The following is a 13364-nucleotide window of genomic DNA, read 5'->3' as shown; positions in this document are numbered from 1 at the left end:
AGTGTGAAGGGCCGCCCCCGGTCATTGGGGGCGGCCCTTCACATTTTCATGCCATCCCATCAGGGGTGGCTTTTTTCATGTCTCAGATCTGATTGAGGCCGCCGTCGACGAAGAGCTCGATGCCGGTGACGAAACTGCTGTCCGTGGAGGCGAGGAAGAGGGCGGCCGCCGCGGTCTCCTCCGGACGTGCCATCCGGCCGAGGGGCACCTGGCCGGTCAGGTGGCCCTTGAGCAGCTCCGCCTGCTCCGGCGTCGGGGCGAGCCCGGTGATGCCCTCCGTATCCGTGGGTCCGGGTGCGAGCGTGTTCACCCTGATCCCGCGGCCCCTGAGCTCGTTGGCCCAGGTACGGGCGAGGGACCGTACGGCGGCCTTGGACGCGGCGTAGACGCCGAATGCCTCGGCCCCGCTGCTGCCGGCGGTGGAACCCGTGAGAATCACGGACGCCCCCTCATTGAGCAGGGGCAGCGCCTTCTGGACGCTGAACAGCAGCCCTCGGACGTTGGTGCCGAAGGTCGTGTCGAAGTGCTTCTCCGTGACGTCCTCCAGACGCGAGAACTCGCCACCGCCGGCGTTGGCGAACAGCACATCGATGCCGCGGCCCCGCTCGGCGACGGTTGCGTAGAGCCGGTCGAGGTCGACCGGATCGGACACGTCGGTCCGCACCGCTGTGGCGTTTGCGCCGATCTCCGCCACCAACGTGTCGAGCGCCTCCTGCCGGCGGCCGGTCACGAACACGTGGGCACCCTCGTCCGCGAAGCGCCGGGCCGTGGCGCGGCCGATCCCGCTGCTGGCGCCGGTGACGACGGCCGTCTTTCCGTCGAGCCGTCCCATAGGTCCCCCCTTGAAAGTAACCAATCGTGTTACGACAATGCCCGACACGAACTCGTGGGCGTCGTCTGGATGGTTGTAACCATAGCGGTTACACTCAAGGTGTCAACCATCGGGAGGCCGACGGTGGGACGGTGCAGCGGATCCCGCCGCAGGTGACGGGGGTGACCGCCGCGTGCGCTTGAGTGGTCGCGAAGGAAGGGAGGCCGGTGAGCGCGAACAGCAGACTGACGATCGCCGCCCACACGCTGGCGTGGATGGGGCTCAACGAGAGTCTCGGCCATCCGATCGCCACCTCGGAACAGGTGTCAGAGAGCGTGAACACCAACCCCGTGGTCATCCGGCGCCTGCTCGGGCAACTGCGTGAGGCGGGACTCGTCGAATCCCGTCGTGGGGCGGGCGCGGGATGGTCGCTCGCCCGTCCCCTGGAGTCCATGACCCTGCTGGACGTGTACGAGGCGGTGGAACCCGGCCCACTGTTCGGGATGCACCGGACCCCGCCCAACGCGGGATGCCCTGTCGGCTTCGGGATCCAGCCGGCCATGCAGTCCGTCTACGACGAGATCGAGGACACCCTGCGCGCCAAGCTGACGCGGACGACGATCGCCCAGGTTCTTCGCGACGTACTCGCCGCCCGCTAAAGGTGTCCGCCACGGACAGGACGGCAGGGGCTCCGTGAACCGGGGGCCATGACGGGTCGGCAGTCGTCTATGCCGGACGGATCGGCCGGGGCGATCAGTCAGGGAGCCATGCGCCCAGGGCGATCGCGGTAGGGGTTGTGGGAGCGGAGTCCGGCTGGGAGCGAGGACCGCAGCGAAGGCCCAGCGAAGCGGGCTTCGCGAGGACCGCACGCTTCCGAGCCGAGCGCAGCGTCACGCAACCCACCACCCCGCACAACAGGCACCGCGCAGCGCCACCCCCTCGCCGGCATGACGACCAATCAAGCCGACTCCACGGAACCCGAGGCACATCAGTGCCCATCAGATGGGCCTGGCATGTCGTGCGGGACAAGCATCGCCCGCCCAGCGCGACAAGCGCCCCGGTCCCGTCGTCGCAACGACAGGCGACATCCGCGTACGTCAGGCGTTCGGATCGGCGACGGCGGCGGTGAGGAGCGGGTCGATGCGGAAGGGGATCTGGGTGGACAGGGCGATGGTCGTGTCCGTGCGGGTCACGGCGGGGGAGGCGAGGACGCGGGCGATGATCTCCTGGAGGTGGGGTGTGCTGCGGGCGACGACGCGGCAGAGCAGGTCGGCCTGGCCGCTGGTGCCGTACACCTCGAGGATCTCCGGGATGCCGGCGAGCGTCTGGACGGCCTCGGTGAGACGGCCCTGGGCGATCTGGAGGGACGCGAAGGCGAGGATGGGGTAGCCGATCTCCTCGGTGGCGACGGTGGGGCCGAAGTCGGTGATGACGCCGCGCATGGTGAGCTTCTCGAGCCGGGCCTGGACGGTGCCGCGGGCCACTCCGAGGAGGCGGGCCAGTTCGGTGAGCCCGATCCGCGGGTTGGCCCGCATGGTGATCAGCATCCGGCTGTCGAGGGAATCGAGCATGCGCAGAGGGTACGCCCGTGCTGGTCGAATCGGCCAGCCAAATCCCCCGAGAATCGCCGATATTGAGCGATCCGCACACTCCAACAGGTCACTCTTGTCAGTGAATCGGCGACTTGCTGTCATATGGGGATATGTTTGAGGAAGCTCAATACTTCGCTCCTGTTGCGACCAAGGATGACGGGTCCGTCGTCGTGGAACTGGCCACGAGCCACCCCGGGTTCGCCGACCCGGTGTACCGCGACCGGCGCAACGGGATCGCCGCGCTGGCGCTGAACCACACGCCGGGTGACCCCATCCCCGTGGCCGAGTACACCGACGAGGAGCACCACGTGTGGGCGCTCGTCACCAGGGAGCTCGCGGTCAAGCACGAGAAGTACGCGGTGCGCGAGTTCCTCGACGCCGCGGCGCGGCTGGGCCTTCCCGCCGACCGCATTCCTCAGCTCCAGGAGGTCAGCGACCTCCTGCACCCGCTGACCGGCTTCCGCTACCTCCCGGCCGCCGGGCTGGTGCCGCTGCGGGAGTTCTACGGGGTGCTGGCGGACGGCCTGTTCCATTCCACGCAGTACATCCGGCACCACTCCGTGCCGTTCTACACGCCCGAGCCGGACGTCATCCACGAGGTGATCGGACACGCGAACACGCTGGCGTCTCCACGCTTCGCGGAGTTGTACCGCGCGGCGGGCCGGGCGGCCCGGCGCGTCGAGACCGACGAGGCCCTGGAGTTCGTGTCCAAGGTGTTCTGGTTCACACTGGAGTTCGGCGTGATGCGGGAGGACGGCGAGGTCAGGGCGTACGGCGCCGGCATCCTCAGCTCGTACGGCGAGATCGAGGAGTTCCGGGGGATGGACATCCGGCCCCTCGACCTGGTCGATATGGGCACCACGGCGTACGACATCACCAAGTATCAGGAGACGCTGTTCGAGGCGGCCTCGTTCGACCAGCTCGAAGACGTCGTGGGCGAGTTCTGGGACACCTGCGACGACGACGCGGTCCGGCGCCTCGCCTCTCACGCCCCCACCACCTGACGAGACGACGGCCGCACGTGACCTGACGGCGACGACCGCACCACCTGACGACGACCGCACGACCTGACGAGGCGGCGGCCCCGCGCGGGAGCGGGCCGTTACGGCGTGATCAGCAGGGCGTCGCCCACGCCGCGTTCGACGCCGTCGGACGGGTGGTTGACGACCTTCTTGCCGATCACCATGGTGCTGGACCCGCCGCCGTCCAGGTTGATCGCGTCGCGGGCGCCGAGCCAGCGCATCAGCGCGGCCGCCTCGAAGAACGAGGCGCCGACGGTGCTGCCGGGGGCGCGGCCGTCGACGACGGCGATGATGAGCCTGCCGTCCTTGGCGACGCCGGCCAGCGTGCGGGGGTGGCGCCGGAGGATCATGTTGGTGTTCGCCATGCCGTCGCGGCCGGGGGTGATGGCGGTGTGACCGGCGCGGACCAGGCCGACGGCTCCGCCGATGATGTTGGTCTGCGGGGTCAGCGGGACGGCCTTCTTCGTGCGCATGTCGGTGACCCGGGTCGTCACCGCGACCCTGGTCCCCTCGGCGGCGTGCTGCCAGAGCCAGTCGGCGGCGGCGCCCACGCCGTGGAGCACACGGGTGCCCCGGGTGACGGCGGCGCCCGGGTCGCGCACGGCGGTCACGGTGCCGGACGCGTCGAGCACGGCCTCGACGCCGTCGTCGTCCGGGGTGGCCCGGCCGAGCTCCTCGGTGTACATCACGAGCTCGTCGGGCTTGGGCACCCGGTTCAGGCCGGTCACCTCGGTGGCGGCGCCGTCGGATGACTTGGCCGTGACGGTGGACGACAGCTCCGTCACCCGTGCCGTACGGCCCTTGAGAACGAGGCCGACGCGGCCGGGCACGGCCTCGCTGAGCAGCTTGCCGCCCACCACGGAGATGCCGGTGGGGTCGCCGCGGAAGGCCGGCAGCGTGTGGATGTCGAAGAACCCGCCGTTGACGGCCGCGATGGCCTTGGCGGAGGAGGCCATGGCGGAGACCTTCTCGCGCTTGGCGACGCTCGTGCCAAGGGAGGAGCGGAACGAGCCGCGGAACGCCTTGGGGTCGACCACGATGACCCTGACCCTCCAGGGGCCGGTCGTGATGAAGCCGTCGTCGCCCTGGAAGTCCACCTTGGCCGAGACGCCCGCGTCCTTGAGCTGTTTGACGACCTCGGCCGCGTCGGCCTTGCCGCTCAGCGGCCAGGAGCCGACCCGGACCATCCAGCCGGTGGCGGCGGGGTAGTCGGCCACGGCGGGCCGGGTGAACGTGACGATCGTGGGGGTGAGGCCGGCGGCCTCAACGGCGGCCGCCCGCTCCTGGGCGGCCGCCTCGGACATGTAGTCCTTGCCTGCGACCACGACGCTCACCGTGTACCCGTCCTTCGACGAGCCGTGGCCGACGGAGAAGTAGCTGACGCCGGGGGCGAGGCTCTTGGACGTGTACTTCGGGATCCCCGGCGCTCCCAGGGGGAAGGACGTCGCCGGGAGCCCGGTGACGGGGTCGGCGAGCGCCGGGGCCGGAAGGGCGGTCGTCGTCAGGGCCAGGACGGCGGCGGCTCCCACGATCTGGCGGCGTCTCATGTGGTCTTCTCCCCAGTGGTGATCCTCAGCGGGACCATCGTGGCGAGAATGACGGGAGAAGATGGGCGAAACGCGCAAAGAGCGAGGGAATCGGTAGCAATTGCCGGTGACGAACCACGCATCAGCGCCTAAACGACGCGATCAGGTCCTTCCCGCATCGATCTCCTTCGCCCTCCGGACGAACTCCTGAGCCGACCGGGCCTCGACGTGAACGAGCAGCCCGTCGCGTCGGCGGGACATGCCCCAGTAGTGTGAGGTCGCCTGTCCCCACCAGATCGTCCACCTGGGGAAGCGGGCGGACAGGGCCCGGACCACGATCGCCGGGCTGATTTGAGGTTCGCTCGTCGTCTGCACCCTCCGAGGGAAGCATGATTCAGTCCGTACACGGAAGTGCACGGAAAGTAGCCAGTGGCATAGCTCTTACACCCGGGACGACATACCTACGTTCCGGGGTTCAGCATCTCCGCGAGCGAAGCCCCATCAAGCCCCGGAACGGTCAAATCGTCCGCCCCGGTCATCGTCTCGGCCGCGACGAGCGCGTTGACGATCGCCTCCTCCGTGGCCTCGATGACGGCGTAGAAGAGCGGGTCGATGTGGTCGTCGGCGAGGACGGTGACCTGGAACGTACGCGGCCCCCGCGCGTCGAGCGCGCTGGCGGGCAGGTTCCGGTTGCCCGTGGAGAAGCACAGGAAGCCGTCGCCGCTGGAGTTCTCCCCGGCGCCGCCGGTCCTGGCGACGCCGAGACTCGCCCGCTGGGCGAGCCTGCGGCACTGGTGCGGCAGCAGCGGCGCGTCGGTGGCGACGATCCCGATGATCGAGCCGGCCTCCTCGTTCACCAGGCCGGAGGCGGGCAGGGAGCGGCCGACGTTCACGCCGTTCACCGTGAGCCGGTCCCGCCGCCCGTGGTTGGCCTGCACGAGCACGCCGACCGTGTACCCGTCCACCACGCGGGAGGCGGTGCCGATGCCGCCCTTGAAGCCGTGGCAGATCATGCCGGTGCCGCCGCCGACGGCGCCCTCGGCGACCGGTCCGCCCGAGGCGCTCTCGTACGCCTCCTTGACGTGGGCGGCCGTCACGTGCTGTCCGTCGATGTCGTTGAGCAGGCCGTCCCAGGTCTCGGCGACGACGGGCAGCGACCAGGCCTGACGGCCCCGGGCGAGCGACCCGACCTCGATCTCGACGAACGCGTCGCGGACGACGCCGACGGACCCGGTGTTGGTCAGCCCGACGGGCGAGGCCAGCAGGCCGAACTCCTGCAGGAACGGCATGCCGGTCATCTCGCCGTTGCCGTTGAGCCAGTGCACCCCGGCGTACAGCGGCTCGTCGAACGCGGAGCCCTCGTGCGGGAGGATCACGGTCACGCCCGTGCGGACAGGCCCCTGGCCGACGACCCGCGGGCCGGTCCCCGCGACCAGCGTGGTGTGGCCGACCCGGACGCCGGGGACGTCGGTGATCGCGTTGTGGGGGCCCGGGGTTCCGGTGCCGACGACGATGGCGAAGTCGCGGGCTCTCACGGGGGAAACGCCTTTCGTTCTCGGACAGCGCTCACAGGGCGTCGCGGCGGAACGTCTCCAGCGCCAGCAACGCGACGTGCAGGGACAGGCACGACTCGACGTCGTCGAGGTCGGTGTCGAGGATCCGCTCCAACCGGCGCAGGCGGTCATAGAACGCGGGCCGGGACAGGTGGGCCTTCTGGGCGGCCACGGCCTTGTTCCTCCCCGCGTCGAGGTAGATGCGCAGGATCCGGGTGAGGTCGCTGTGCCGCTGGGCGTCGTGCGCGAGCAGCGCGCCGAGCTCCCGCTCGGCGAACGTCTGCAGCCGGGCGTCGTCGCGCAGCAGGTGGAGCAGGCCGCGCAGACGCAGGTCGGGCAGGCGGTAGAACGGCCGGCCGTCGGGCTGGCGGACCGCGACCTCGGCGACCTGCTCGGCCTCCATGAAGCTGCGCCGCACATCCTTGATCGACTCGACGACCGATCCGGCGGCCAGCACGAACGGCGTGGGGAACGTCGCCCGCAGCCGGTCGGCGAGCACCCCGAGGGCCGTCTCCGCGACCGAGCGCGGCGGAAGCGGGAGCAGCATGCCGACCCGGCTCTGGTCGAGCGCGCCCACGAGCGCGGGCAGCCGGGCGTCCCGGCAGGCGGCGGCCGTGGCCTCGGCCAGCTCCCCGAGCCTCGCCTGTTCGCCCAGGGCGGTGCCGCCGGACGCGGTGAGCCGGATGACCGCGCTGATCAGCTTGCGGCCGGTGAGCGGCACCCCGACGGCCCGGGCCCGGGCGGCCGCCTCGTCGGGGTCGGAGTAGGCATGGGTGAGGATGCCGGTGATGATCGTGCCGTGCGCCTGCCGTTCCAGCGACTCCTGGTGGCGTTCGAGCAGACGGCTGAGGGCGAGCGTGGTGGCGGCGCGCTCGGCGAGCACGATGTCCCGGGGGCTGGGCGGGCCGTCGCACAGCAGGATCAGCCGCCCCCAGTCCTGGCCGCGGGCGCCGACCATGGTCACCAGCCAGCCCGCCGCGGCGTCGTACGCGGTCCGCTCTCCGGGCGAGACCGAGCGGGAGCGGGTCTCCCAGTTGGCCAGCACGGTGCCGGTGTCGCCGCCGGCCGCGTCGCAGGCGAGCACCTGATGGGCCAGGTTCTCCAGCAGGACCGGCCGCCCCGAGAACCGGGCCACCTGGCTCAGCACCTCGGCGGGGGAGGCGCCCTCGACCGACAGCTCGGTGAAGACCTCGTGCAGCTGCTCGGACGCCCGCAGCTCCTGGAGCTGGATGTCGATGATGCGCGCGTGCACCGACTCGGTGATCTGCACGAACGGCGTCTCGCGGGCGAGGGTGACGAGGGGCAGGCCGTGCTCCTCCGCCGCCTTGACGACGGCCCGGGGCAGCTCCCTGACGAACCGCCGGCCCAGCTCCACGATCAGCCCGGAGGCGCCGACGGCCGCCAGGTCGGAGATCCACTCGGCCAGCTTGTCGGGCTCCCCGGGCAGCGCCACGCCCGTGGTGAGCACGAGCTCGCCGCCGCGCAGCAGGTGGGCGATGTCGTGCACCTCGCCCACGTGGACCCAGCGGACGCGGGTGTCCAGCCGGTCGCCCCCGGCGACGACGCGCGGGTTGCCGCGGCGGACGGCGTCCAGCGCGAGCACGTCCGCGACGGTGGGCAGCATGGTGAGAGGCTACCTGATCATTATGTAAAGGCGACCGTGCAGTAGCTGACACTCTGCGGCCCCTTCTGCCCCGGTCAGCGGCCCCGGGTGATCCGGGTGGTGAGCCCGTCGAGGAGGGCGGACAGCCCGAACTCGAAGGCGAGGCGGCGGGCGACGAGGGGGTCGAGCTTCTTGCCGGCGTACGCCGCGTAGCGCTCGCGCAGGTTCGGCCGGTCGGCCGACAGCTCCATCACGACCGACCCGACCTCCGCCTGCAGCCGGGAGACGTCCGTGCCCGACGCGGCGACCGCGCTCGTCCAGGCCACCTCGGGGATCGTCGAGCCCAGCGTGTAGGAGACGACGGCCGTCATGGCGTAGTCGACGTCGATGCCGTCGAAGCCGGCGCGGATGAAGGCGCCCATCAGCCGGTCGGCCGCGGTCAGCGCGTTCGGGCCGAGGGCGGGGACGACGCCGACGAGCGTGGCGCTCCACGGGTGGCCGAGGACGGCCCCGCGCAGGCCGTACGAGAAGACCCTGGCCGCCTCGCGCCAGTCCACGTCCTCGGGCACCGTGACCATGGCGTAGACCTCGTCCATGACGAGCTCCAGCAGCTCGTCCTTGGTGGCCACGTACCAGTACAGGCTGGTCGCGCCCGCGCCGAGCCGGGCGCCGAGCTTCCGCATGCTGAGCGCGTCGAGGCCCTCCGCGTCGAGCAGTTCGAGAGCCGCCTTGACGATCTGCTCGCGGCTCAGGCCCTGCTCGCGCCGGCCCTTGCGCTCGCGTGTCCAGACAGAGGTGAACGGCTTCGGCTGCACCACCTCAGAATATTCACTCGCACAGTGTGCGGCGGCTGTCGTACAGTGTTCCCCATTACTCGCACACTGTTCGAGGTGACTCGCATGTCGCATCCCCGCCGATGGTGGATCCTCGGCGTCCTCTGCCTCAGCCTGCTCACGCTGGTCGTGGACAACACCGTGCTCAACCTCGCGATCCCCTCGCTGATGCGGGACCTCGGCGCGACGCCGTCCGACGTCCAGTGGGTCATCGACGCGTACGTGCTGGTCTTCGCGGGCCTGCTGCTGACCGCGGGAAGCCTGTCCGACCGGTACGGCAGGCGGCGGATGCTCGTGATCGGCCTGGCGTTCTTCGGCGGCGCGTCGCTGGCCGCCATGCTGGCGACCGAGCCCTGGCAGCTCATCGGCGCCCGCGCCCTCATGGGGGTGGGCGGCTCGTGCGTGATGCCCTCGACGCTGTCGATCCTGATCACCGTCTTCGACGAGGGCGAGCGGCGCAAGGCGATCGCCGCCTGGAGCGCGGTCGCCATGGTGGGGGTGATCGCGGGCCCGACGCTCGGGGGGTTCCTGCTCCAGCACTACTACTGGGGATCGGTCTTCCTGCTCAACGTGCCGATCGCGGCGCTGGCGATCGCCGCCGCGTTCGTCCTCATGCCGGAGACGCACGGCTCGCCGCGGGGGGTCGACCCAGTCGGCGTCGTGCTGTCGATCCTGGGCATGGGCACGCTGGTGTGGGCGGTCATCTCCGCGCCCGGCGGTCACCTCAACCCGCTCGTGGTCGCGGTGGCCGTCGTGGCCCTGCTCGCCTTCGTGCTGTGGGAGCGCAGGACGGCGCACCCGATGCTGCCGCTCGGCCTGTTCCGCGACCGCTCGTTCAGCGGTTCCAGCCTGTCGATCGTGCTGCTGTCGTTCGGCGCGGGCGCGCTGATGCTCGCGCTCACCCAGTACCTCCAGTTCGTGCTCGGCTACGAGCCGCTCAAGGCCGGGCTGGCGCTGCTGCCGTACGTCGCGGCCGCGATGGTGTTCAACGGACTCGGGGCGGCGCTCGGGAAGAAGGTGAGCAACCGCACGCTGATCGTCGCCGGCCTGCTCGTGATGGCGGCGGGCTTCGGCCTGCTGTCCACGCTCACGGGCGGATACGGCACGCTCATCGCCAGCCTCATGATCATGGGAGTGGGCGGCGGCCTCGCCGGCCCGGCCGCGTACGCGACGCTGATGGGCGCGGTCCCGCCCGAGCACGCGGGCGTCGGGTCGGCGCTCAACGACACCGTGCAGCAGGTCGGCATGGCGCTCAGCGTGGCCGTGCTCGGCAGCGTGCTCGCGGGCGCCTACACGGCGTCGATGCCGGAGTCGGCCCCCGCCGCGGCGCGCGACTCGATCAGCGGCGCGCTGGCCCTCGGCGACCCCGGGATCGCGGCGGCCGGCCGCCACGCGTTCGTCTCGGCCATGTCGGTCGGCTCGCTGGTGGGGGCGGGGTGCTCGGTCGCCGCCGCCGTCGTGGCGCTGCTCGTCCTGCGCAGGAGGCCCGCGGCGGAGCCGGTGTCCGAGCCCCAGCCGGTGGGATGACCTGCCGCGCCACTGTGTAAGGGAAAGTCGGAGCATCCCGACAGGCTGACGGGTGGGACCGTCCATCCGTCAGCCGGGATACTCGAAACATGTCGGACCTTCTCGCACGCCATCGCGCGGTCATGCCGAACTGGATGGCCCTGTACTACAACGAGCCCATCGAGATCGTCGGCGGCAAGGGCAACCGCGTCGTCGACGCGAACGGGAAGAGCTACCTCGACTTCTTCGCCGGGATCCTGACCAACATGATCGGGTACGACGTGCCCGAGGTGCGGGAGGCCGTCGAGCGCCAGCTCGCCACCGGGGTCGTCCACACCTCCACGCTCTACCTGCTGCGCGGCCAGGTCGAGCTGGCCGAGAAGATCGCCCGGCTGTCGGGCATCCCCGACGCCAAGGTCTTCTTCACCAACTCCGGCACCGAGGCCAACGAGACGGCGCTGCTGCTGGCCACCTACGCGCGGGGGTCGGACCAGGTCCTCGCCATGCGGCAGAGCTATCACGGCCGGTCGTTCGGCGCGATCAGCGTCACCTCCAACCGCTCGTGGAAGAACAACTCCCTGTCGCCGCTGAACGTGCACTTCCTGCACGGCGCCGACCGCCACCTCGCCCAGTTCCGCGGGATGCCGGACGCCGACTACATCGCGGCCTGCACGGACGACCTGCGTCACGTGCTGGCCACCGCCGTCAGCAAGGACGTGGCCGCGCTCATCGCCGAGCCGATCCAGGGCGTGGGCGGGTTCACGGCGGCCCCCGACGGCCTGTTCGCCGCGTACAAGGAGGTCCTCGACGAGGAGGGCATCCTGTTCGTGTCCGACGAGGTGCAGACCGGCTGGGGCCGGACGGGCTCGGCGTTCTGGGGCATCCAGAACCACGGCGTGGTCCCCGACATGATCACGTTCGCCAAGGGCCTCGGCAACGGCTTCGCCATCGGCGGCGTCGTCGCGCGCGGCGACCTGATGGACGGCCCCCAGGCCATCGGCCTGTCGACGTTCGGCGGCAACCCGATCGCCACCGCGGCGGCCAACGCCACGCTGGACTACGTGCTCGACCACGACCTGCAGGCCAACGCGGCGCGCACCGGCGACATCATCATCGGCGGGCTGCGCGAGGCGGCCGGCCGCCTGCCGGTCGTCGGCGACGTCCGGGGCCGCGGCCTGATGTTCGCGGTCGAGCTGGCCGACCCCGCCACCGGAGGGCCGGCCCCCGAGCTGGCCGCCCGCTTCATGGAGGAGACCAAGAGGCTCGGCCTGCTCGCGGGCAAGGGCGGCCTGTACGGCAGCACCCTGCGCATGGCCCCGCCGCTCACGCTCACGGAGGACGAGGCCCGCGAGGGCCTGGGCATCCTCGTCACGGCTCTGGAGACCGTCAACGATGAAGCACGTTAGCCACTGGATCGGCGGCTCCCCGGCCGGGCCCGGCGACCGCACCGCGGAGATCTACGACCCGGCGACGGGCGCGGTCGCCGGCCGCGTCGCGCTCGCCACGGCGGAGGAGGTCGACGCGGCGGTGGACGCCGCCGCCCGCGCCTTCCCGGCCTGGCGGGACGCCTCGCTGGTGAAGCGGGCGCAGATCCTGTTCCGGTTCCGCGAGCTGCTCGACGCGCACCGCGACGAGCTGGCCGCCCTGATCACGTCCGAGCACGGCAAGGTCCACGCCGACGCGCTGGGCGAGGTGGCCCGGGGCATCGAGGTGGTGGAGTTCGCCTGCGGCATCCCCCACCTGCTCAAGGGCGGCTTCTCGGAGAACGTCTCGACCCGGGTCGACTCCTACTCCATCCGCCAGCCGCTCGGCGTCGTCGCGGGGATCACGCCGTTCAACTTCCCGGCGATGGTGCCGATGTGGATGTTCCCCGTGGCCATCGCCTGCGGGAACACGTTCGTGCTGAAGCCGTCGGAGAGGGACCCCTCGGCGTCCCTGCTGATCGCCGAGCTCTGGAAGCGGGCCGGCCTGCCCGACGGGGTGTTCAACGTGGTCCAGGGCGACAAGGTCGCAGTGGACCGGCTGCTGGAGCACCCGGCCGTCCGGGCGGTGTCGTTCGTCGGCTCCACCCCGATCGCCCGGTACGTCTACGAGACCGGCACCGCCCACGGCAAGCGCGTCCAGGCGCTCGGCGGCGCGAAGAACCACATGCTGGTGCTGCCCGACGCCGACCTCGACCTCGTGGCCGACTCGGCCGTGTCCGCCGGGTTCGGCTCCGCGGGGGAGCGGTGCATGGCCATCTCGGTCGTGCTCGCGGTCGACCCGATCGGCGACGAGCTCGTCGAGAAGATCGTCTCCCGGGTGCGGGAGCTGACGGTGGGCCCGGGGGACGACCCGGCCTCGCAGATGGGCCCGCTCGTCACGGCCGCCCACCGGGACAAGGTGGCGTCCTACCTGGACCTTGGCGTCGAGGAGGGGGCCAAGCTCGTCGTCGACGGCCGCGAGACGCCCGTGCTCGGCGGCCGCGGGGACGGCTTCTGGCTCGGCCCCACCGTCCTCGACCACGTGCCGCCGAACTCCCGCGTCCACCGCGAGGAGATCTTCGGGCCCGTGCTGTCGATCGTGCGGGTGCGGTCGTACGAGGAGGGCCTCGACCTCATCAACACCGGCGAGTACGGCAACGGCACGGCCGTCTTCACCAACGACGGCGGCGCCGCCCGGCGCTTCCAGAACGAGGTCGAGGTCGGCATGGTGGGCATCAACGTGCCGATCCCGGTGCCGATGGCGTTCTACAGCTTCGGCGGATGGAAGGCCTCGCTGTTCGGCGACACCCACGTCCACGGCACCGAGGGCGTCCACTTCTACACCCGGGGCAAGGTCGTCACCTCGCGCTGGCTTGACCCCTCCCACGGCGGCGTGAACCTGGGCTTCCCCACGAACGCCTGACGTCCCGGCGGACCCCGCGGCCAGTAGGCTCG

At 71.2% G+C, this 13364-nt stretch carries 12 protein-coding genes; 5 read left to right on the top strand and 7 right to left on the bottom strand.

Annotation, left to right across the window (positions count from 1 at the left end):
• Positions 1-82: 82 nt before the first annotated feature.
• Complete coding sequence (locus MPTA5024_RS12430) at positions 83-832, bottom strand: SDR family NAD(P)-dependent oxidoreductase (protein ID WP_036322570.1); 750 nt, start codon at positions 830-832, stop codon at positions 83-85.
• A gap of 206 nt (positions 833-1038) precedes the next feature.
• On the opposite strand from MPTA5024_RS12430, the gene MPTA5024_RS12425 reads away from it, so the two are divergent.
• A complete protein-coding gene (locus MPTA5024_RS12425) occupies positions 1039-1470 on the top strand; it encodes an Rrf2 family transcriptional regulator (RefSeq protein ID WP_036322569.1) in 432 nt (143 codons plus the stop codon).
• A 438-nt stretch (positions 1471-1908) separates the two neighbouring features.
• Here MPTA5024_RS12425 and MPTA5024_RS12420 read toward each other — a convergent pair whose 3' ends face one another.
• Complete coding sequence (locus MPTA5024_RS12420; RefSeq protein ID WP_036322568.1) at positions 1909-2382, bottom strand: Lrp/AsnC family transcriptional regulator; 474 nt, start codon at positions 2380-2382, stop codon at positions 1909-1911.
• Between the two features lie 191 nt (positions 2383-2573).
• Here MPTA5024_RS12420 and MPTA5024_RS12415 point away from each other — a divergent pair, with 191 nt between their 5' ends.
• Positions 2574-3407, top strand: a complete 834-nt coding sequence (locus tag MPTA5024_RS12415) for a phenylalanine 4-monooxygenase (RefSeq protein ID WP_232326406.1) — start codon at positions 2574-2576, stop codon at positions 3405-3407.
• 98 nt (positions 3408-3505) lie between these two features.
• Here MPTA5024_RS12415 and MPTA5024_RS12410 read toward each other — a convergent pair whose 3' ends face one another.
• The 5 genes from MPTA5024_RS12410 to MPTA5024_RS12390 form a co-directional block, all read right to left on the bottom strand.
• A complete protein-coding gene (locus MPTA5024_RS12410) occupies positions 3506-4972 on the bottom strand; it encodes a phosphodiester glycosidase family protein (RefSeq protein WP_036322564.1) in 1467 nt (488 codons plus the stop codon).
• Positions 4973-5113: 141 nt separating this feature from the next.
• A complete protein-coding gene (locus MPTA5024_RS12405) occupies positions 5114-5326 on the bottom strand; it encodes a hypothetical protein (protein WP_036322563.1) in 213 nt (70 codons plus the stop codon).
• Positions 5327-5412: 86 nt separating this feature from the next.
• A complete protein-coding gene (locus MPTA5024_RS12400) occupies positions 5413-6486 on the bottom strand; it encodes a DmpA family aminopeptidase (RefSeq protein ID WP_036322561.1) in 1074 nt (357 codons plus the stop codon).
• Positions 6487-6517: 31 nt separating this feature from the next.
• Positions 6518-8128 carry a PucR family transcriptional regulator gene (locus MPTA5024_RS12395; protein ID WP_036322560.1) on the bottom strand — a complete coding sequence of 537 codons (1611 nt, stop codon included), beginning with the start codon at positions 8126-8128 and terminating at the stop codon, positions 6518-6520.
• Positions 8129-8202: 74 nt separating this feature from the next.
• Positions 8203-8922: a TetR/AcrR family transcriptional regulator C-terminal domain-containing protein gene (locus tag MPTA5024_RS12390; RefSeq protein WP_036324039.1), complete on the bottom strand. Its 720-nt coding sequence runs from the start codon at positions 8920-8922 to the stop codon at positions 8203-8205.
• 84 nt (positions 8923-9006) lie between these two features.
• On the opposite strand from MPTA5024_RS12390, the gene MPTA5024_RS12385 reads away from it, so the two are divergent.
• The 3 genes from MPTA5024_RS12385 (at position 9007) to MPTA5024_RS12375 (ending at position 13332) form a co-directional block, all read left to right on the top strand.
• Complete coding sequence (locus MPTA5024_RS12385) at positions 9007-10467, top strand: MFS transporter (protein WP_051457974.1); 1461 nt, start codon at positions 9007-9009, stop codon at positions 10465-10467.
• A gap of 89 nt (positions 10468-10556) precedes the next feature.
• Entirely contained in the window at positions 10557-11852 is a 1296-nt protein-coding gene (locus MPTA5024_RS12380) for an aspartate aminotransferase family protein (protein ID WP_036322558.1), read from the top strand.
• Positions 11839-13332, top strand: coding sequence for a CoA-acylating methylmalonate-semialdehyde dehydrogenase (locus tag MPTA5024_RS12375; RefSeq protein WP_036322556.1), 1494 nt, complete (start codon positions 11839-11841; stop codon positions 13330-13332). The genes MPTA5024_RS12380 and MPTA5024_RS12375 overlap by 14 nt, the downstream gene beginning before the upstream one ends.
• The last annotated feature ends 32 nt before the right edge of the window (positions 13333-13364 follow it).

Origin of the sequence: Microbispora sp. ATCC PTA-5024 (assembly GCF_000511135.2) — a bacterium.
Classification (GTDB): Bacteria; Actinomycetota; Actinomycetes; order Streptosporangiales; family Streptosporangiaceae; genus Microbispora; species Microbispora corallina.
This window is presented reverse-complemented; position numbering and strand designations above follow the sequence as displayed.

Coding starts and splice junctions, on each gene's coding strand:
- MPTA5024_RS12430 (WP_036322570.1), bottom strand. CDS start 832: ATGGGACGGCTCGACGGAAAGACGGCCGTCGTCACCGGCGCCAGCAGC.
- MPTA5024_RS12395 (WP_036322560.1), bottom strand. CDS start 8,128: ATGCTGCCCACCGTCGCGGACGTGCTCGCGCTGGACGCCGTCCGCCGC.
- MPTA5024_RS12410 (WP_036322564.1), bottom strand. CDS start 4,972: ATGAGACGCCGCCAGATCGTGGGAGCCGCCGCCGTCCTGGCCCTGACG.
- MPTA5024_RS12375 (WP_036322556.1), top strand. CDS start 11,839: ATGAAGCACGTTAGCCACTGGATCGGCGGCTCCCCGGCCGGGCCCGGC.
- MPTA5024_RS12420 (WP_036322568.1), bottom strand. CDS start 2,382: ATGCTCGATTCCCTCGACAGCCGGATGCTGATCACCATGCGGGCCAAC.
- MPTA5024_RS12385 (WP_051457974.1), top strand. CDS start 9,007: ATGTCGCATCCCCGCCGATGGTGGATCCTCGGCGTCCTCTGCCTCAGC.
- MPTA5024_RS12380 (WP_036322558.1), top strand. CDS start 10,557: ATGTCGGACCTTCTCGCACGCCATCGCGCGGTCATGCCGAACTGGATG.